The organism is Catellatospora coxensis, from assembly GCF_016862635.1.
GTDB classification, from domain to species: Bacteria; Actinomycetota; Actinomycetes; order Mycobacteriales; family Micromonosporaceae; genus Catellatospora; species Catellatospora coxensis.
In genome coordinates this window covers 158,821-175,780 of record NZ_BONI01000004.1, presented here as the reverse complement: position 1 = coordinate 175,780, position 16,960 = coordinate 158,821, and the positions used below count along the sequence as shown (strand labels likewise).

General features: G+C 70.3%; 14 protein-coding genes. 1 reads left to right on the top strand and 13 read right to left on the bottom strand.

Annotated elements, in window-relative coordinates; genetic code table 11:
* Nucleotides 1-3: 3 nt before the first annotated feature.
* The 3 genes from Cco03nite_RS03445 to Cco03nite_RS03435 all read right to left on the bottom strand — a co-directional run bounded on the left by Cco03nite_RS03445 (nucleotide 4) and on the right by Cco03nite_RS03435 (nucleotide 5,122).
* Nucleotides 4-915, bottom strand: a complete 912-nt coding sequence (locus tag Cco03nite_RS03445; protein ID WP_203688437.1) for an NmrA family NAD(P)-binding protein — start codon at nucleotides 913-915, stop codon at nucleotides 4-6.
* Nucleotides 916-973: 58 nt separating this feature from the next.
* Nucleotides 974-1,450: a VOC family protein gene (locus tag Cco03nite_RS03440; RefSeq protein ID WP_239167078.1), complete on the bottom strand. Its 477-nt coding sequence runs from the start codon at nucleotides 1,448-1,450 to the stop codon at nucleotides 974-976.
* 237 nt (nucleotides 1,451-1,687) lie between these two features.
* Nucleotides 1,688-5,122, bottom strand: coding sequence for a discoidin domain-containing protein (locus Cco03nite_RS03435; protein ID WP_203688435.1), 3,435 nt, complete (start codon nucleotides 5,120-5,122; stop codon nucleotides 1,688-1,690).
* A 643-nt stretch (nucleotides 5,123-5,765) separates the two neighbouring features.
* Here Cco03nite_RS03435 and Cco03nite_RS03430 point away from each other — a divergent pair.
* Nucleotides 5,766-6,623: a hypothetical protein gene (locus tag Cco03nite_RS03430; RefSeq protein ID WP_203688434.1), complete on the top strand. Its 858-nt coding sequence runs from the start codon at nucleotides 5,766-5,768 to the stop codon at nucleotides 6,621-6,623.
* A gap of 84 nt (nucleotides 6,624-6,707) precedes the next feature.
* Here Cco03nite_RS03430 and Cco03nite_RS03425 read toward each other — a convergent pair whose 3' ends face one another.
* The 10 genes from Cco03nite_RS03425 to Cco03nite_RS03380 all read right to left on the bottom strand — a co-directional run bounded on the left by Cco03nite_RS03425 (nucleotide 6,708) and on the right by Cco03nite_RS03380 (nucleotide 16,955).
* Complete coding sequence (locus Cco03nite_RS03425) at nucleotides 6,708-7,775, bottom strand: hypothetical protein (protein WP_203688433.1); 1,068 nt, start codon at nucleotides 7,773-7,775, stop codon at nucleotides 6,708-6,710.
* Nucleotides 7,776-7,889: 114 nt separating this feature from the next.
* Nucleotides 7,890-8,672, bottom strand: a complete 783-nt coding sequence (gene uppS, locus Cco03nite_RS03420; protein WP_203688432.1) for a polyprenyl diphosphate synthase — start codon at nucleotides 8,670-8,672, stop codon at nucleotides 7,890-7,892.
* 172 nt (nucleotides 8,673-8,844) lie between these two features.
* Nucleotides 8,845-10,638, bottom strand: coding sequence for a cellulose binding domain-containing protein (locus Cco03nite_RS42160; RefSeq protein WP_239167077.1), 1,794 nt, complete (start codon nucleotides 10,636-10,638; stop codon nucleotides 8,845-8,847).
* A gap of 193 nt (nucleotides 10,639-10,831) precedes the next feature.
* On the bottom strand, nucleotides 10,832-11,872 hold the full coding sequence (locus Cco03nite_RS03410) for a GNAT family N-acetyltransferase (protein WP_203688431.1): 1,041 nt from the start codon (nucleotides 11,870-11,872) through the stop codon (nucleotides 10,832-10,834).
* A complete protein-coding gene (locus tag Cco03nite_RS03405) occupies nucleotides 11,869-12,996 on the bottom strand; it encodes a DUF3419 family protein (RefSeq protein ID WP_203688430.1) in 1,128 nt (375 codons plus the stop codon). The genes Cco03nite_RS03410 and Cco03nite_RS03405 overlap by 4 nt, the downstream gene beginning before the upstream one ends.
* The gene (locus Cco03nite_RS03400) at nucleotides 12,980-14,023 is read right to left on the bottom strand and encodes an SDR family oxidoreductase (RefSeq protein ID WP_203688429.1); all 1,044 of its coding nucleotides are present in this window, start codon (nucleotides 14,021-14,023) and stop codon (nucleotides 12,980-12,982) included. The genes Cco03nite_RS03405 and Cco03nite_RS03400 overlap by 17 nt, the downstream gene beginning before the upstream one ends.
* Nucleotides 14,020-14,901 (bottom strand): class-II aminoacyl-tRNA synthetase family protein, encoded by an 882-nt coding sequence (locus tag Cco03nite_RS03395; RefSeq protein ID WP_203688428.1) that lies wholly within the window; start codon nucleotides 14,899-14,901, stop codon nucleotides 14,020-14,022. The genes Cco03nite_RS03400 and Cco03nite_RS03395 overlap by 4 nt, the downstream gene beginning before the upstream one ends.
* On the bottom strand, nucleotides 14,898-15,140 hold the full coding sequence (locus Cco03nite_RS03390) for a hypothetical protein (protein WP_203688427.1): 243 nt from the start codon (nucleotides 15,138-15,140) through the stop codon (nucleotides 14,898-14,900). Before Cco03nite_RS03390 ends, Cco03nite_RS03395 begins: the two co-directional genes overlap by 4 nt.
* The gene (locus Cco03nite_RS03385; protein ID WP_203688426.1) at nucleotides 15,130-16,011 is read right to left on the bottom strand and encodes a diiron oxygenase; all 882 of its coding nucleotides are present in this window, start codon (nucleotides 16,009-16,011) and stop codon (nucleotides 15,130-15,132) included. The genes Cco03nite_RS03390 and Cco03nite_RS03385 overlap by 11 nt, the downstream gene beginning before the upstream one ends.
* Entirely contained in the window at nucleotides 16,008-16,955 is a 948-nt protein-coding gene (locus tag Cco03nite_RS03380) for a 3-oxoacyl-[acyl-carrier-protein] synthase III C-terminal domain-containing protein (protein WP_203688425.1), read from the bottom strand. The genes Cco03nite_RS03385 and Cco03nite_RS03380 overlap by 4 nt, the downstream gene beginning before the upstream one ends.
* Nucleotides 16,956-16,960 lie beyond the last annotated feature (5 nt).

The following is a 16,960-nucleotide window of genomic DNA, read 5'->3' as shown; positions in this document are numbered from 1 at the left end:
TCGTCAGCCCTCGGCAGCGCCCTGTCCGGGGTCGGGCAGGAAACTCCGCCGGTTGCGGTCCAGGAAGTCCTCCAGGGTGACCGCGGGACGTCCGGTCAGCCGCCGGATGTCGTCCGTCACCAGGTGGGTGCTGTCGTGGCGCAGTGCCACACTCTGCGCGGACAGGTGCGCGGCGGCGGTGGGGTTGGGCTGCCCGGCGGCCGCGAGATTCGCGGTCAACTCGTCTCGCCACTCCTCCGGCGGGAGAGGCCGATAACGCACGGGCCGGCCGGTGACCTTGCTGATGATCTCGGCGATGGCGGCGTGGCCGGCGCGTTCGGCCGCACCGACGGTGGTGGTGCGATCGGTGACCGACTCCGGTTCGGCGAGCAGCACCGCGCCCATCGCGCCGACGTCCGAACCGGCGATCCACGACGGTTCGAAGTCGCCGAAGGAGTTGCGGATCTCGCCCAGCTCACGGACCTGGTGCCCGTACAGGGCGGGCAGGTTCTCCATGAAGAACGCGGCGACCCTGAGATGGGCGCCGCCGAATCCGGCCCACTCGAAGATCTGCTCGGTGACCCACTGGGCACGCCCCTGGGGGCTGGTGCTTTCCGGGAAGGCGGCGTCCAGGGACAGGTCCACGACGCGGCGCAGCCCCTGCCTGCGTCCCGCGGCCGCGAACAGTCCCGCGGCCTCGGTCAGACCGCTGCCGACCGGATAGGTGAAGTACGCGGCCTCGATCCCCTCCAGCGCGGCGACGAGACCGGTGTAGTCGAAGAAGTCGGCGACCACGACCTCCATTCCCGCATCACGCAGCACCTCGGACCGCTCGTCGAGCCGGCGGACCATGGCTCTGACCGGCAGCCCTCGGCGGAGCAGCTCGGTGGCGACGTGGCGGCCGGTGCCGCCGAGGCGACCGGTCGCACCGGTCACCAGAACAGGTGTCGTCGGCGTACTCATGGGGTTCGTCGCGCGGCTGCGGCTTTGGCTTTCACCACGACCGGCCCGGTGCCCGAGTCTTCACTTCCTGGAGCACCCAGCCGTTGCCGTCGGGATCGGTGAAGGTGGCGTACGAGCCGTAGGCGGCTCGATCCGGGTGCGGTCCCGCCTGCTTGGCGGAGTCCCCGGCCGGGTAGGTGAAATCGCCCTTGTCGTCGTGGCCGTGCACGAAGACGCCCGCCGAGTCGTGGAAGACCTCGCTCACCTCGACACCGCGCTCGACGAGGTAGGAGCGCGCCTGCTCGATGTCCGGGACGATCAGGTACAGGCCCTGGGCGGATCCCGGCGGGGCGGTGGTGATCCCCTTGCCGAACATGATCGAGCCCTCGGACCCGGGCGGCGTGAGGTGTACCGCCCGCCAGTTCTCGCCGACGGCGTTGTCGACGTCCAGGCGGAATCCCGCTGCGAGATAGAAGTCCTTCGCCCGGTCGACGTCGGACACCGGCAGCATGATCAGTTCAAGCTTCATCTCCATGAGAGTGCCCCTCGCGATCGTGCGGACCTCGGTCCGCGGGCACGGCGACAGCTCCGAACTCAGTGGTTTTCAGCCGACCGTCGGGTTCGGCGCGCGGACCTTTCTGGCCCCATGGCGGGCGCTGGTCCGGCTCATCTCATGATATCCCTGTTCGTGCCGTTATCGGCGCACAGAGAGGGGGCCGACCCGGACTGCCTCATCCGGACCGGCCCCCTCTGTTTCTGTGGGGGATCAGACCACAGGCTCCACCCAGATGTTGCGGTAGAACAGGTTCGCGCCCGGGTCACCGTGGTCCTGGAACCGCAGCGGACCGGGTGCCGAGGTCTCCGCCGCGCCGTTGCCGGTCGGGCCGTTGATCTCGGCGTTGTTGATGACGGTGACGCCGTTCCAGACGACCGTGACGCGGGCGTTCTCGGTCTTGGTGGTCCCGTTGTACCGGGCCGCCCGGAACGTCACGTCGTAGGTCTGCCACGTCTGCGGCGCGGTGGCCGCGTTGACCGACGGTGCGATCTTCTCGTAGATCGCGCCGCACTCGTTGTTGGCGAGAGTCGTGTCGCCGAACGAGTCCAGCACCTGCAGTTCGTACCGGTCCTGCAGGTAGATGCCGCTGTTGGCCCGCTGCTGTCCGGTGACGTCGCCCGGCAGCAGCGGCAGCCAGAACTCGGCGTGCAGCTTGAAGTCACCGAACGCCTGCTTGGACTTGATGTCGCCGCCGAGGACCTCGACGCCGCCGTTGCCCAGCGGCCAGGTCACCGGAGTGCCGTTGGAGTGCTGGAAGTTGTCCATGTTGGTGCCGTCGAACAGCACGATCCGAGTCGGCTGGGTGGTGGTCCCGTACGCCTCGAACTCGTAGATGCGGGCGGCGCCGTTGCCGTCGCTGGCCGGCGTGGTGATGTTCAGCCTGAGGTACCTGGCCGACGTCGACGTGATGTTGTGGGTGGTGACGCTGGCCGTGTTGGCCGTGACGGTCGCGACCGTGGTCCAGCTGGTGCCGTTGGTCGACACCTGCAGGTTGAAGTCGCGGGTGTTCCAGGCGGTGTTCTCGCCGCCCGCCCCGGCGTGCCGGACGACCAGCTGGCTGACCGTCTGCGCCGAGCCGAGGTCGACCTGCAGCCACTTGGTCGCGCCGAGCGAGCACCACTTGTCGGCGTTGCCACCGGACACGCTGCCGTTGACCGCCTTGGCGGGGCCTTCGGTCGTGCCGCAGGAGCTGTCCGCGGTGGCCGCCTTGTTGAGCGCGAGGTTGCCCGCCGGCGGCGCGGTGCTGCCGTAGGCCTCGAACTCGTAGATACGGGCCGCGCCGTTGCCGGTGGTGCCCCCCGCGGTGATGTTCAGCCTGATGTACCTGGCCGACGTCGCGGTGATGTTGTGGGTGGTGGTGTTGGCGGTGTTGCCGCTGACGGTCGCCGCCGTGGTCCAGCTCGTGCCGTTCGTCGACGTCTGGATGTTGAAGTCACGCGTGTTCCAGCCCGCGTCCTCACCACCCGCGCCGGCGTGCTGGACGACGAACCGGGTGAGGTTCTGCGCCGAGCCGAGGTCGACCTGCAGCCACTTGGTCGCCCCGAGCGAGCACCACTTGTCGGCGTTGCCGCCGTTGACGGTGCCGTTGACGGCCTGCGCCGGGCCCTCGGAGGTGGCGCAGGAGCTGTCGGCCGTGGCCGGCTTGTTCAACGCCAGGTTGCTGGACGGGGCCTGGCCGGGGATGTTGTTGAGGGTGTACCAGACCTCGGTGTTCCACAGCGACTGGCCGTTGGTGGAGCCGAACGGGCGCGGCGAGCGGATGTGCACGACCCGGCCGGCCTTCAGGCCGTTGATCACCAGGGTGACCTTCTTGCCGTCGGCGGACAGCGTCGCCGAGGACACCGTCAGCGTCTCCTCGTCGATCTTCGGACCGCCGTAGGCGGCCGTCGGGACGTAGCGCCACTGCTTGACCCGGTACTTGGTGGCCAGGTTGGCGGCGGTGGTCGCCGAGATCGGCTGGGTGTACTCGATCTCGAAGCCGTTGGACAGCGCCTTCATGTTGAGCATGTCGAAGGCGTTGTTGCCGTTCGGGATCAGCTTCTGCAGGCCGAAGTTCAGCTTGCCGGACTGGCCCCAGTTGCCGCCGCCGCCGATGCCGCCGACGTAGATCGCGCCGTCGGGGCCGACGTTGACCTCGGAGATGCCGGCTTCCAGGCCCTGCGTCATGCGGAACAGGGCACCCTGGTACTCGCCGTTGATCTTCTCGACCGCGGCGCGCTGCAGGCCGCCGTAGGTGACGTCGCCGATGACGAACTGACCGGCGTACAGGCCGCTGGTCATGTACTTCGGGGTGCTCGGCGAGTTGCCGATCTCGTTCTGCGGCAGCCAGATCACCGGCGGGGTGACCGGGGCGCTGTCGAACGGGCCGGCCGGGTTGAGGTAGTGGTTGAAGAAGCGGCCCTGCTTGATGTGCACCAGCTTGGAGGCCGGCTGCCAGCCGCCCTGGTTGTCGGTGACGAACAGGCCGTTCTCCGGGCCCCAGCCGATGCCGTGCGGGGTCCGCAGACCGCCGGCGACGTACGTCCACGCGCCGGTGTCCTTGTTGATCTTGATCGTGGTACCGCGGTTCCCCACCACCTGCGGGTTGGTGGTGTTGCCGCCGTAGTCGATGCCGACCGACAGGTTGAGGTAGAAGAACGGGGCCTCGTACATCAGGCCGAACGCGAACTCGTGGAACGTGCCGCCGTACGGCCAGGTCGCGACCTGCTGGTACTGGTCGGCGACCTCGTCGCCGTTGGTGTCGACCAGCCTGGTCAGCCGCATCTTCTCGGAGACGTAGATGACCCCGTCGACGACCTTCAGGCCCATCGGCTCCTTGAGGTTGCTGCCGACCCGCTTGGTGGTGACCGTGCTCGGGTTGGCGTTGCCGCTCGTGTTGCCCAGGATCCAGACCTCACCTGCCTGCGAGGTGCCGGAGTCGTTGGTGCCGCCCCAGGTGCAGATGACCAGGCGGCCGTCGGCGAGCCAGTCCATACCGGTCACCCGCGGCTCGAAGCCGCTCGGGCGCAGGTTGGCGAGGTTGAAGTTCGGGTGCACGGAGGTCAGCGGCAGGCCGTCGCCCGGCGAGTCGCCGGTGCCCTCGCACTCCTTCTTGCCGGGCGCGGTGACCCGCACGACGCCGGCGTCGGTGCTGAGCACCGAGTTCGGCACGGTCACGAACGACGTCGAGCCGGGCGTCTGCCACTGCAGCGTCAGCTGCTGGCCGCCGCCGGCCTCGAAGAAGTCGATGCGCAGCGCGTGGTAGCCGGTCGTCAGGGTGACCGCGCCGTCCTTGGCCGTCGCGCCGTGCAGGCCGTCGTGGTTGATGACCACGTTGTCATCGATCAGCAGCCGGGACCCGTCGTCGCTGATCAGCCGGAAGTTGTAGCTGCCCGCGGTGGGGATGTTCACGTAGCCCAGGGCCTGGGTGTAGAAATTGTCCTCGAACCCGAACTGCGCGGACGTGGTCCAGTCGATCGTCGACATGAGCTTGTCGACGTTGGGGGTCTGCGCCGGCTTGAGGTTGCAGAGGGCGCTCAGCGCGACCTGCAGGTCGAAGGTCCGCAGCGTGATACCCGGTGTCTGCGGCGGTGGAGCGGCGGCCGCGGCGGTGGCGGGCAACCACCCGGCCGCGGCGATGACCGCTGTGGTGAGGGCACCCGCCATAGTCAGGCGCGCCCATCGGGACGGATGGAACACTTTTCCTCCAGTGTGAGCGGGACTGGTGCACACCGCCCGCTGACGTGGCAGCCGCTCACGACGGCGTGGCACGACATCGGACGGACGCGGTGTCTGTCCTGAAGCGACCTGGCACGCCGATGCCTGGCATGGACACGATAAAATTCTTTTTTCGAGATGTACAGATGTATTCGAAGTTTGGTCAGAACTTTTGGCGATCGTGGCAAAAGTTGTGGGAGCAGCTCGACGGAACCGGTGACGGCGAGCCGCGCTCGCTCTCGAACCGGGCGGAAAATCCCTCTTGACCTCGCGCCATTGCGCCACCTACGACTCATGTTTGTCAATGGCTCACCTGTGCCGACACCGTCGCGCGGTCGAGGTTGTCACCTTGCCGAGACCTTCCGAGTGATGTCGCCACCGGTGCATGGCCTGCATCGTCGGGGCACCGTCGAGGCCTCCGCCGCGAGAGGTCCCATGACGACGAGGCAGCACGCGTGGCCGGTGGTCGCAGTCCCGCACAGCACGCCGTGATCTACTGTGGACGTGTCGTGGCCTGTCGATGTGCGAGGTGACTCGGGGAGACCCTGTGCTTTTCCTCCCGGGAGACCCCGCCCCAGGGCACCAGCTCGCCGTGACGAAGTTCCTCGGTGGCGACGACTGGAGCGACCCCGTCCACCTCGCGCCGCCCTCGGCTGCCCACACCCTGGATCTGACGATCCAGACCGACTGGGCCATCGCCGCCGGGCCGGAGGGCGTGCACGTGGCGACCTACTGGTGCCATCCCGAAGTCGTGCTGTGGAGCTCGCGGAACGGCGTCGGCTTCACCTCGCGGACGGTGCCGCTGACCGACAACGCGCTCGGGGACACCCGGCTGGCGGCGGTGCCGACCGGCATCGGAACGGCGTACGTCACCGCAGTGACAGGGCGGGTGCTGCGGCTGGCCGCGGGCGCACGGATCCCGGTCACGCTCGTCGATCAGCTGCCGGACAACGCGATCGTGGAGTTCATCGCCGTCAGCGGCGAGCAGCTCGTCGTCCACACCAAGCTGCACGAACGGCTGAAGGAGGGCGAGCCGGGCTTCGTACCGGGTGACGATGATCTGTCCGAGAACGACACCTACTATTCGGCCACCTGGTGCGCACGGCTTGACACCGATGCGCTCACTCTGCGAAAACGCACCGTCGATCCGGGCCGGCTGCCCGACGCCGGAGTGGACGAGTTGTACCTGCCCGATGCGCTCGTCCCGTACGGCAGCGGTTTCCTCATGAGCGGTCAGACTCTCACCCGCGTCGGTGGCATCTACGGCGTCGGCGGGTTGTGGATCTCCGAGGAGGGCTGCGACTGGACGCAGGAGAAGGTACGCGGCGACGGATTCGACAAGGTCGACAGCCTCATCGGGATCGCCTCCAGCGGTCCGGTCACCGTCCTGGTCGGCCAGGAGCCGTTCGAGAAGGTCGAACTGGCCCGGATCTGGGCCGGCCGTCAGTAGCGACTATCGATGGCAAGCCTAGCGGGAGCAGGCGACTGCCTGCTCCCGCGATGGTTACCACAGACTCCGGGCTGCCCCGACCTGTCAGGCGTCGGCCAGCACCGGGACCGCGTCGTCGGTGAAGTCGAGGCGGGTCTCGCCGTTCGCGGCAGGCGGGTACTGCACCGCGATGAAGCTCTCGTTCGCCACGAAGATCAGCTCACCGCCGGGCACCACTGAGCCGTCGGCACGGCGTACCACGAGCCGGTGGTTCTCCACGAAGATGGCGCCGGCGTGGTCGGCCGGCACCTTGATCGTCCGGTTGACCGCGCGCGACTCCAGCTGGGTGACCGCCACCGCGTGGCTGTAACCGAGGGTGACAGCGACGCTGACGCTGCCCTTGATGTTGATGCCCTTGATGTCGATGCCCGCCTCGGAACTGACCGTGATGGTGGTGTCGATCGAGAAGGTGTCCGTCACCGTGCGCGAGACGCCTGTGGTGTACGTGTCACCGACGCTCTGCTCCACCGTGGTCTGGTTGTCGAGGAACGCGACCAGGTCGTACCGGCGCCAGAGCTCCACCTTGTAGAACGGCGAGTTCGCCACGCGCCAGGCCGTGTCGCGCCCGGCGTCGCGCACGGCCGGGAACGGCACGACCATGGACCGGTACATCTGCCATTCGGTGTCGAACTCCGGGCGCTCCCGGCTGGTCAGGGTCGGCGTCGCGGGCAGCTCGCCCATCTCCGCCTCGATCGGCAGCGCCAGCACGTACGGCGGGCGGGTGATCGTCTGGTTGTGCGGCGGGAGCAGGAACACCTTGTCGCCGCTCTCGTAGGGTTCCAGCGTGACGTGGCCCTTGATGAAGTCGGCCGCGTGGCAGTAGTCCTCGCGGATGCACGCCACCTGGTTCTTGTCCACCGGCGGGAAGCCGGGGACCCGGCTCAGTGCCCGGTAGCCCTGCGGTGGCACCGGGTCCACCGGCTGCCAGAGCGGCAGCGGGTCGGTCAGCCGGGTGGGCGGCTCGACGATGTCGCCCCCGGTCGCATCGCGCACACACATGATCCAGTCCGGACCCTGGACCACGCCGGCCAGGGCACGGAAGCCGACCGGGGGATGGATGTGTTCGCTGTAGATGAACCCGAGGTCCAGGTCTCCGAAGCGGCGTGTGAGCACGGGCAGGCCTTTCCGTTATGCCTCAATTGCGCACAATTTACCTTGGCGGCCAACCCGAACCGCACGACGCGCCGCGCGGCGCCCTGCGGGAACCGATGGGTATGTGGTGCCGGGTCAGGCACCGAACCGGCGATGGCGGGCGGCGTAGGACCGTAGAGCGCGGAGAAAGTCGATTTTCCGGAAGCCGGGCCAGTAGACGTCGGTGAAGTGCAGCTCGGAGTACGCGGCTTGCCAGAGGAGGAACCCTGACATACGGCGTTCCCCGCTGGTCCGGATGACCAGGTCGGGGTCAGGTTGCCCGCTGGTGTAGAGGTGCGTGGCGATCTGGTCGGCGGTCAGCCGCTGGGCGATGTCGTCGATGGTGTGACCGGCTCGCCCTTGCTCTTCGAGCAGCGATCGGATGGCGTCGAGGATCTCTTCGCGGCCGTCGTAGCCGATCGCGATGTTGAGATGAAAGGCCGTGTCGTTGTCTCGGGTGGCTTCCTCGGCCAGCTTGAGGGCGTGCCTGGTGGATTCCGGTAGGACGTCGAGCCTGCCGGCCGGGTGGATCTGCCAGATGCTGGACGGCCGGGTCAGGCGTTCCGCGACGACGTCCTCGATCATCCGCAGGAGGTTGTCGACTTCGTCGGAGTCTCGCTTCTGCAGGTTGTCGACAGAGGCGACGAACGCGGTCACGTGTTGGATGCCGATTTCCGCGCACCACTGAAGGACCTCGTCGAGGTGCTCCGCCCCGTAGCGGTGGCCGATCTTGGCATCGGTGAACCCGGCCTGTCGTGCCCATCGGCGGTTGCCGTCCATGACGATCGCGACGTGCCGGGGCCGGCTTGCGCCGGCCAGCTGCGCGTTGAGGCGCCGTGCGTAGAGCGCGTAGGCAGTGTTCTTCACCGTCGTCCACATTCGCGAGATCAAATCATCGCGGACCTGACAGTCCCGGTGTTTCCTTCGTTCCTTCACACGACTCTCACAACTGCTCGCCGGCCAGGGCTCGGATGGGGTGGCGGCGAGGGCCCGTCGGCAGGCTGATGGTGCCGCCGTGCGCCTGGGGACGGCACGGCGGCGTATGCGTCCGTCACGGGCTGGTGCAGCTCAGGGTCGGGGTCGTCGCGGTTCCTGCGGCGGTGAAGCCGAACGTGGTGGAGGCCGAGGCCGCCAGCGCGCCGTTGTAGGACTCGTTGCCGACCGTCACGGCCGTGCCGCTGGTGGTCAGGCGGCCGTTCCACACCTGGCTGATGGTCTGGCCGCTCGCCAGCGTCCACCTGACCGTCCAGCCGTTGACGGGCGAGCTGCCGGCCTGCACGGTCACGTCGCCCTGGAAGCCGCCGGGCCAGGAGTTGGTGGTCTGGTAGGTGGCCGTGCAAGCACCACCGGGCGGGGGCGTCGAGGGCGACGCGGTCGGGGTGGGCGTCGGAGTCGGGGTGGGCGTCGGGGAGCCGGGAGGCGGTGTGGGGAGCGTCTTGCTGCCCTGGGCGGCGTAGTCGAGGTACTCCTCGATGTTGCGGTAGCCGTCGCCGTCGGCGTCACCGTTGTGGTCGGCGCTGTTCGGGTTCAGCCCGCCGGCCGTCTCCCACGTATTGGGCATGCCGTCGCGGTCGGTGTCCCAGCCGCTGGGGCTGTTCACCTGCGCGGCGTTCCACAGGTTGTTCCACTCGGTGGAGTTGGGTTCGTTGATGATGGATCCGCTGGTCGAGCGGGTTTCGCTGACGACGCGGGTGTCGACGGCGTCGCGTGCCCACCAAAACGCCCCGGCCCCGTCGAGCACCTTGGTCAGCGCGGCCCCGGCCGACTCGGTGCTCATGTTGGGCACGTTGAACCGGCTCGTCCTGTGCGTGGGGACGTCGGTGAAGCGGTCCCAGGCGATGTCCACGCCGTTGGTCAGGTTCGAGTCGCCGTCGTAGTCGGCCCGGTTGCCCGACAGGTACGCGGCCGTGCCGGTGGCCCCGGTGTACACGGCGGCGCTGCTCGAATTGTGGCGCAGGTAGGTGTTGCCGACGAAGTTGGCGTTGGCGAGCTGGTCGGCGCCGCTGTAGCCCTTGCCTTCGAAGACGACGTTGTTGCTCCACTCGACGTTGTTGACCGCCCCGGTCTCGTTGCCCAGCCGGGGCAGGCGGCTCATCTGGTGGGCGAACAGGTTGTGGTGGTAGGCGATGTTCGAGCCGGTGACGTCGCTGCCGGCGAGCGCGCCGTAGCTGTGGCCGTTGTAGTTCAGGCCGTCGGACACGATGGCGTACTGCACGGTGACCTGGCCGGCGGCGTCGCTGACGCTGATGCCCTCGTCGTCGGCCCAGCTGACCGAGACGTGGTCGACGATGACGTTGTCACCGGTGATCCAGATGCCGTCGTTGGTCGCCGATCCGGGGTTGGCCTGGTCCTTGCCGGGCCGGAACTTCAGGTGCCGGATGACGACGTTCTTGCCGGTGACCTTGGTAGCCTGACCCATGATCGTGATGCCCGGCTTGGGCGCGGTCTGGCCGGCGATGGTCAGGTTGCTCGCGTTGATCGTCAGCCAGCCCTGCCGCCCGGCCGGGGACAGCTTGATGGTGCCCGCCACGTCGAAGACGATCGTCCGGCCGCCGCTGGGCGTGGTGTCGATGCCGTGTCGCAGCGAGCCTGCCTGCGGGCTGCTCGCGTTGTCGGTGAGGTTGGTGACGTGGTAGACGTCGCCGCCGCGCCCGCCGGTCGCGTACATCGCCGGGCCCGCGGCCCCGGGGAATGCCGCCGCCGTCGCCGCGACCGCCGACGGGGTGCCGGCGACCGCGCCGGCCAGGGCGAGAACGCCGACGACGACCGACGCCGCGGCGGCGCGGACGGACCGCGGCAGGGTGGACCGCCTTGCCGGGGTCCTTGCTGACCACAACCTTGACATGTGCTCTCCTCGATCCAGGTGCCGTGAACGGAGGGAACGCACGCGGGGTGCGCGCCGCCACGCACCCCGGCGAGCGATACGGCGGCACTGTTTCGGGTCCCGCTCCGGCTGCCCTGGCCGGATCGCGCTCCTGCCGATGTAGACGGGTGGCGGGCCGAGCGCATAACGGAAACGGATCGGGTTCCTTCCGGGTCTACACCGTGGCGATCTCGAAGTGCACCGGTGTGCCCTGGTCGGCGGGCCCGCCGAGCACGAGCAGGTCGACGTCGGTGGGCTGGGCGCGCAGGCCGGTCAGCGCCTGGCTCAGCGGGTCGCGGACGTCCAGGCCGACGGTGAGGAACGAGTGCTGCCCGTGCAGCCGGTTGCAGGCGTGCCTGAGCAGGAGACGCAGCGTCGCCTGGTCGGGCGCGCACGGGTTGACCACGGTGCGGTAGCTCAGTTCCGCACCCGTACGCGGCAGGCGGGGCGCCCGCAGCAGCGGGGCCGCGATGTTGAACGCGACCCGCACCGCCGCCATCCGGGGCGAGTAGCCGGTGACCCGCATCTGCTTGACGTCGTGCTGGTTCCACAGGCCGACGAACCCGGCGAGCTTCCCGCCCGGCCGCCGGGCCAGCAGGTACTCCAGGCCCGGCCGGCTGAGTGGGAACGCGTCGCAGACCGGCGCGAACTGGCGCAACGCTGCCACCCGGTGCCACAGCTCGACCATGTCGGGCTCGTCCGCCGGTTCGGCCGCCGACACGGTGAGGTCGCTCGGTGGGATGCGGCGGCGGGTCAGCAGGTCGATGCTGTGCGATCGGATGGTGGCCCGCCGGCGCACCCCGGGTTCGACCTGTCGGCGCAGCATCTCGACGGCGTCGTTGCCGGCCAGGACCGTGCCGATCAGCGGCGCGTCCGGGCCGGTCAGCTCCCGGGCTGCCGCCTGCGCCCACTGCGCCAGGACGCGGGCGGCCCCGCGCCGCCGGTACGCCGGATGGACTTTGAGGTCGCCGACGTACCCGAGCGGGGCCGGGCGGCCGTCGATGAACGCGGACCGCCGGGCGGCCGCCACGCAGGCGATCGGCCCGTCGTCGCCGTCGACGACCCCGACCCGCCAGCCGTCCCCGGCGATGCGGTTGAGCGCGAAGAAGTCGGGCCGCCGGTCGACGCACAGCGACAGGTCGCCATCCATCGCGCAGCGGCTCGCCAGGTCGACCAGCGCCGCGTTGTCCTCCGGCCGGGCGTCGCGGACCTTCACGGCGTCACCTCGCACAGCGCGAAGCGCCGCTGGCACAGGCTGCGGTCAGTGCGCATCAGCTGCTCGCCCCGCGCCCGGTCCTCCCGTACGGCGTCGCGCCAGCGCGGCGGGACCTCGGTCCAGCCGACGAAGTTGCGGAAGACCAGCCGGGCGCCCGGCCGGGCGGTGCGGACGATCTCGGCGAACAGCTCGTCGACCTGTCCGGGGGTCAGCCATTCGCAGATGTTGGACAGGGCGAAGCCCGCCATGCTGCCGTCGGGCCGGGTACGCAGGTAGTCGGTGAACGCGCCGTCGACCAGGCTGAGCCCGTCCACCGGCACCTTCGCGCTCAGGTACGGCGGCAGGCAGTCCGCCGGGTAGCGGCCGGTCAGCAGGTGGTGCAGGAAGTAGTTGCCACCGATGTCCAGGTCGGTCAGCGTGTGCTCGGCGACCTGGCGGAAGTGCCGGGCGTAGCCGGGGTCCTCGACGTGGGCGAAGAACCGCTCGTCGTAGGTGCGCCGCAGCACCAGCCGGTTGCACAGCACCGCGAACAGCAGCCGCCAGCCGGCGGTGTCCCAGTCGCGGCGGTAGAAGTCGCGCTGCTCGTCGAGTGTCCGCAGGGCGAGCAGCGTCTCGATCCGGCGGCGCGGGTGGATCACGCGCAGGGTCCGGGCGATCAGGCGCATCAGCCGCTCGGTGACCCCGGCTTGCAGCACTCCGGCGTCGATGGCGCGCGGGTGCGCGTCCCAGTGGCCGCGTGCCCCGGGCGTGAGCGCGTCCCGGACCTGGGCGTACGCCTGCTGCCGCGCGGCCGCGGCCATGGGCGCGCCGCCGAGCAGCCCCAGCGCCGCACCGGGTTCGAGCCGGGCGACCGCGGCCGCTTTCAGCTCCACGAGGTGGTTCTGGGTGCGGTTGACGTCGACGCCGACGACCTCGGCGGCACCGGCGGCCAGCAGCGACAGGGCCGTGCAGCCGGCCGAGCCGACCACGGCGATCGGCCCGTTCCACCGCCCGGCGAAGGCGGCGATCTCCAGTTTCGGGTCCTCCCGGACCTGGGCGAAGTACAGCCGGTCGTCGACGGCGCCGGGCAGTTCGGTCCGCCGTACCGCATGCGGTGGTGCTTGCGGGTCAGTGCGCTGTGACATGGAAGCTCCTCTCGATCAGGTCGGCGCACGCGGCCTCGACCACGGCCGTGGCGTCCTGTGCCTGGTAGCCGGGCCACGCCGCCCGCAGGCGGTCGGTCCGGAAGTGTTTGGGCAGGTAGAGCTGTTCGGCGAAGGGTGCGACCGAGGCGAGCGCGGGCTGCAGCGGGCCGCCGCGCAGCCGCCTGGCGGCCTGGGCCATGTCGTGGAAACTGGCCCGGTCGCACGGGATGGGGCGGGGCAGCATGCGCCGGCGGAAGCCGGGGTCCTGCTCGAACACGGCGAAGGCGGTGTCGATCGCGGTGCCGAGCGTCACCGGGCCGGGGCAGAGCTGGTAGATGCCCGGTGGTGCGGTGAGCAGGGCGGTCACGCCGGCGACGGTGAACTCGGCCGTGGCCAGGCTCAGCGGTGTCGCCGGGTCTCCGGGCAGCAGTGTCAGCAGGCCGGAGTGGTAGAGCCGCATCGTGTGGTGGAACGCGTTGTACTGCCCGACCTCGCCGCCGCCGTCCTCGGCGATCAGCGTCGGCAGGCGTACCACCGTCACCGGCAGCCCCGGCGCGTCGAGCAGGCACTCCTCGGCCGCCCACTTGGACCACTCGTAGTGGTTGACGAACCCGGCGTCGTCGTGGCGGGTCTCGTGCACCTCGCCGCGGCGGCGGCCCGCGCTGTACAGGGTGGACAGCAGCATCAGCCGGTCGAGCCGGTCGCAGCGTCGCGCGAATTCGCGTACGCGTGCCGTGCCGGACGCGTTGACCCGGTCGGCGGTGTCGCGGCTGACGTCGAAGCGGATGACGGCGGCGGCGTGCACGATCCGCGTGACCGACCTGGGGTCCACGTGCGCGAACGGGTCGTCGTCGCGCAGGTCGGCCGGCACGACCGGGGCGTCGGTGACCCGGGCCAGCAGCGCCCGCTTGCGGTCGAGTTCAGCCTGGTCGGCGCAGCGCACCGCGAGGATCAGGTCCTCGCCGCGCAGCGCGGCCACGATGCGTCGTCCCAGGTAGCCGTCCGCGCCGGTGATCAGCGTGGTCATCGGGCCACCGCCTGTCCGGCCGCGGCGAGCAGGTCCGGCCAGCCGCCCGGCTCGGCGCCGTGCCGGTCGACCAGGGCGTACAGCCACCGTTCGACGCCGAAGGCGAGGCAGGCGGTGGTGGCCGGGGCGCCGCCGCGGGTGATGCCGAACGCCGACCCGAAATGGTCGTGGTGCAGGTTGGCCGAGCCCAGGGCCAGCGAGCCGCCGTACGTCGCCTCGTGCTTGACCGGCTGGATGCGCTGCAGCAGGTGGCCGGGGTGGTGATCGGGGCGGAAGAACGGGTCCGTCGCCGGTGTCCAGGCCAGCGGCAGGTCGATCAGCCGGGCGAACTCGTCGACGGCCGCCCGGGCCTCGGCCAGGAACGATGTGGCCTCCTCGGCCGTGCCCAGGCACACGATCTCCCGCATCGCGAAGGTCCACTGGCGGCGCAGCGGCTCGTACCGCGGCTCGCGCCGGAAGCAGGTGTTGCGGGTGGTGACGTAGGCGGCCGCCGGCAGCTGCTCGCCTCGGTGTGCGTGGTAGACGTGGTAGCAGGCCGCCGGGGTGAGCACGGCGGTCACCGGGGCCGTGCGGGTCAGCGCGACCGCCCCGGACCGGTCCAGCACCGGGCCGTCGGCGAACTCGGCGAGGTTGGACTCGGCCGGGTCGAGCGCCGCCGCGAAGGTGACCTGGTGCGGGAAGGACCGCAGATGCCCGTGCAGGGCCGCGGCGGGCAGCGTCGCCGCGTACGCCTCCTCCGGGCAGCCCCAACGGCTCGCGAGGTGCTGGAACGCGCGGTCGCAGTCGCCGGCGAGCGCCAGCAGCGGCCCGGTCAGCCCGGCCTGGCCGCTGGGGTCCCAGCGCAGCCCGATCCCGGTCAGTTCGGTGAGTGTGTTCACGGCTTGCCCCCGAAACTCGCCATCATGGCGTCGATGCCGTCGAAGTCGCCCATCCGCAGCTGCTCCACGTCGATGGGCGCGCCGCGCAGCCGCTCCAGCAGGATGATCAGTTCGGGCAGGTGCACCGACCGCAGCACGCGCAGCGTGAACAGCGGCATGTCATCGGTGATCGCGACCTGCCCGGCGTGGCGCTGTACGAACGTCCGCAGTTCCGCGCGGATCTCGGTCTCAGAACGCATCGGCCGGCTCCTCCGTGAGCACACCCGCCGTCGCCAGGAAGCGCAGGCAGTCCGCGGAAACGTTGCGCCGGTGGGCCCGCTGGGCGGGCGCGGACCAGGCCGTCTCCGCCAGCTCCCACGGGTCGTCGAGCCCGGCGTCGGCGTACACGTCGGGGTGGTAGTACTCGCGCCAGGTCGCGGTCACGAACCGGCCGAGGTCGTCGCGGATCTCGGCGGCGGTCCGCGCGTCCCAGTCCCCCGCCTGCCACAGCGCCGTCACCAGCCGGCGGCCGAACACCAGGTGCCGGGCCTCCTCGCGGTGGTGGTGGTCGTTGATGAACCGGGCCAGCGGGTGCAGCCGCCCGTCGCGGGCCTGCACCCGGTTGTAGTGGTCCACGATCTCCTCGAAGATCAGCGTCTTGGCGAAGAACAGCAGGTCGTCGACATCACGCGGCCGGTCGGTGCGCAACGACGCCTGGCGGCTGCGGTGGACCCGCGCATAGCGGGTGCAGAAGCCGCCGAAGTAGACGCTGTGCTTGTTCTCCTCGTCCAGGAAGTGGTGCAGGTAGCCGGCGGCGCCGGCCAGGTCGCTGCGGTACAGCCGCGCCGCCAGGCCCTGGATCAGCGACTTCTCCCCGTGGATGTTGAGGCTGAAGAAGCCGGCCGCCTCGTGGAACGCGACCCGGCGGCGTGCCGTGTCGTCCAGGCCCTCCCACACCGCTGTGCCGTGCAGGCTGACGTACTCCGGGGTGCCGAACCAGTCGCGTTCCGGATCGACCGCCGTCGGCCAGTCGACCAGGGTGTACGGATTCTGGTGCGCCCGGGCCGACAGCCGGCTGAGCCGGTCCGCGGTCTCCGACACCTGGGCCAGCGCGGTCGCCAGTGCGCTCATCGCCCGACCACCTCCAGCACCGCGCACTGCCAGTTGAGCCCGAACCCGGCCATCGGCAGCGCGATCCGCTGCCCCGGCCGCGCCCGGCCCGAGTCGAGCAGCGCCGACAGGTTGACGACCGGGTCGGCCGAGATGACGTGCCCGACGTCGGGCAGCGTCGGCGCCCAGACCCGGGCGTGGTCGACGCCGAGCAGCCGGGCGAGGATCTGCCAGGCCTTGTCGTTGGTGTTCTGGGTGACGACCCAGTCCAGCTCGGCCGGGGCCAGCCCGACCCGCGCGGCGGCCTCCCGGACCAGCCGGTGGGTGTAGGCGAAGTAGGTGCCGACGGTCTCGTCGTCGCCGGCCCGGCCCAGGCCGCCGTTGGTGATCTGGTGCACGGTCAGCAGCCGGCACACGTCGGGCTCCCGGCCGACCACGCAGGCCGCGGCCCCGTCCGAGATGAGGTTGTACGCCTGCTCGTACCAGGCGCCGTCGGGAAACCGGTCGGCGGTCACGCACAGCACCCGCCGCCAGCCGGGCTCGGTCGTCAGCAGCGCGCCGGCGACCCGCAGCGCCCCGAGCACGCCGGTGCAGGCCTGCTGGTGCAGCCCGACCACGATCGCCCGGGACAGGCCGAACTCGGCCTGCAGCCGGCCGGCCGGGAAGTCCATCAGCTCCTTGACGTCGCGGACCGGACCGGTGCGGGTCCCGCCGTCGGGCAGGCACGTGGCGTACACGATCGCGTCGATGTCGGTGAGCTCGCCTCGGGCGGCGATCTCCGCGACCGCCGAGCGGGCCAGGTCGTATGCGCTGCCGTCCGGCTCGCAGATGTGGTGCCAGCGGAAGCCGGCCGCTTCCAGGTCCTCCGGAGCCGACCGCAGCAGTCCCGCCTCGGCCGACTCGCGTAGATGTCGTTTCCGCGCACCGAGTGCGTGGGCGAAGGATCCGATATAGAGCCCGTCCATGGATC

Bases quoted from the DNA above. Each gene is read 5' to 3' on its own strand.
- Cco03nite_RS03400 (WP_203688429.1), bottom strand. From the start codon at position 14,023: ATGACCACGCTGATCACCGGCGCGGACGGCTACCTGGGACGACGCATC.
- Cco03nite_RS03435 (WP_203688435.1), bottom strand. From the start codon at position 5,122: ATGGCGGGTGCCCTCACCACAGCGGTCATCGCCGCGGCCGGGTGGTTG.
- Cco03nite_RS03390 (WP_203688427.1), bottom strand. From the start codon at position 15,140: ATGCGTTCTGAGACCGAGATCCGCGCGGAACTGCGGACGTTCGTACAG.
- Cco03nite_RS03380 (WP_203688425.1), bottom strand. From the start codon at position 16,955: ATGGACGGGCTCTATATCGGATCCTTCGCCCACGCACTCGGTGCGCGG.
- Cco03nite_RS03440 (WP_239167078.1), bottom strand. From the start codon at position 1,450: ATGAAGCTTGAACTGATCATGCTGCCGGTGTCCGACGTCGACCGGGCG.
- uppS (WP_203688432.1), bottom strand. From the start codon at position 8,672: ATGTGGACGACGGTGAAGAACACTGCCTACGCGCTCTACGCACGGCGC.
- Cco03nite_RS03405 (WP_203688430.1), bottom strand. From the start codon at position 12,996: ATGTCACAGCGCACTGACCCGCAAGCACCACCGCATGCGGTACGGCGG.
- Cco03nite_RS42160 (WP_239167077.1), bottom strand. From the start codon at position 10,638: ATGTCAAGGTTGTGGTCAGCAAGGACCCCGGCAAGGCGGTCCACCCTG.
- Cco03nite_RS03385 (WP_203688426.1), bottom strand. From the start codon at position 16,011: ATGAGCGCACTGGCGACCGCGCTGGCCCAGGTGTCGGAGACCGCGGAC.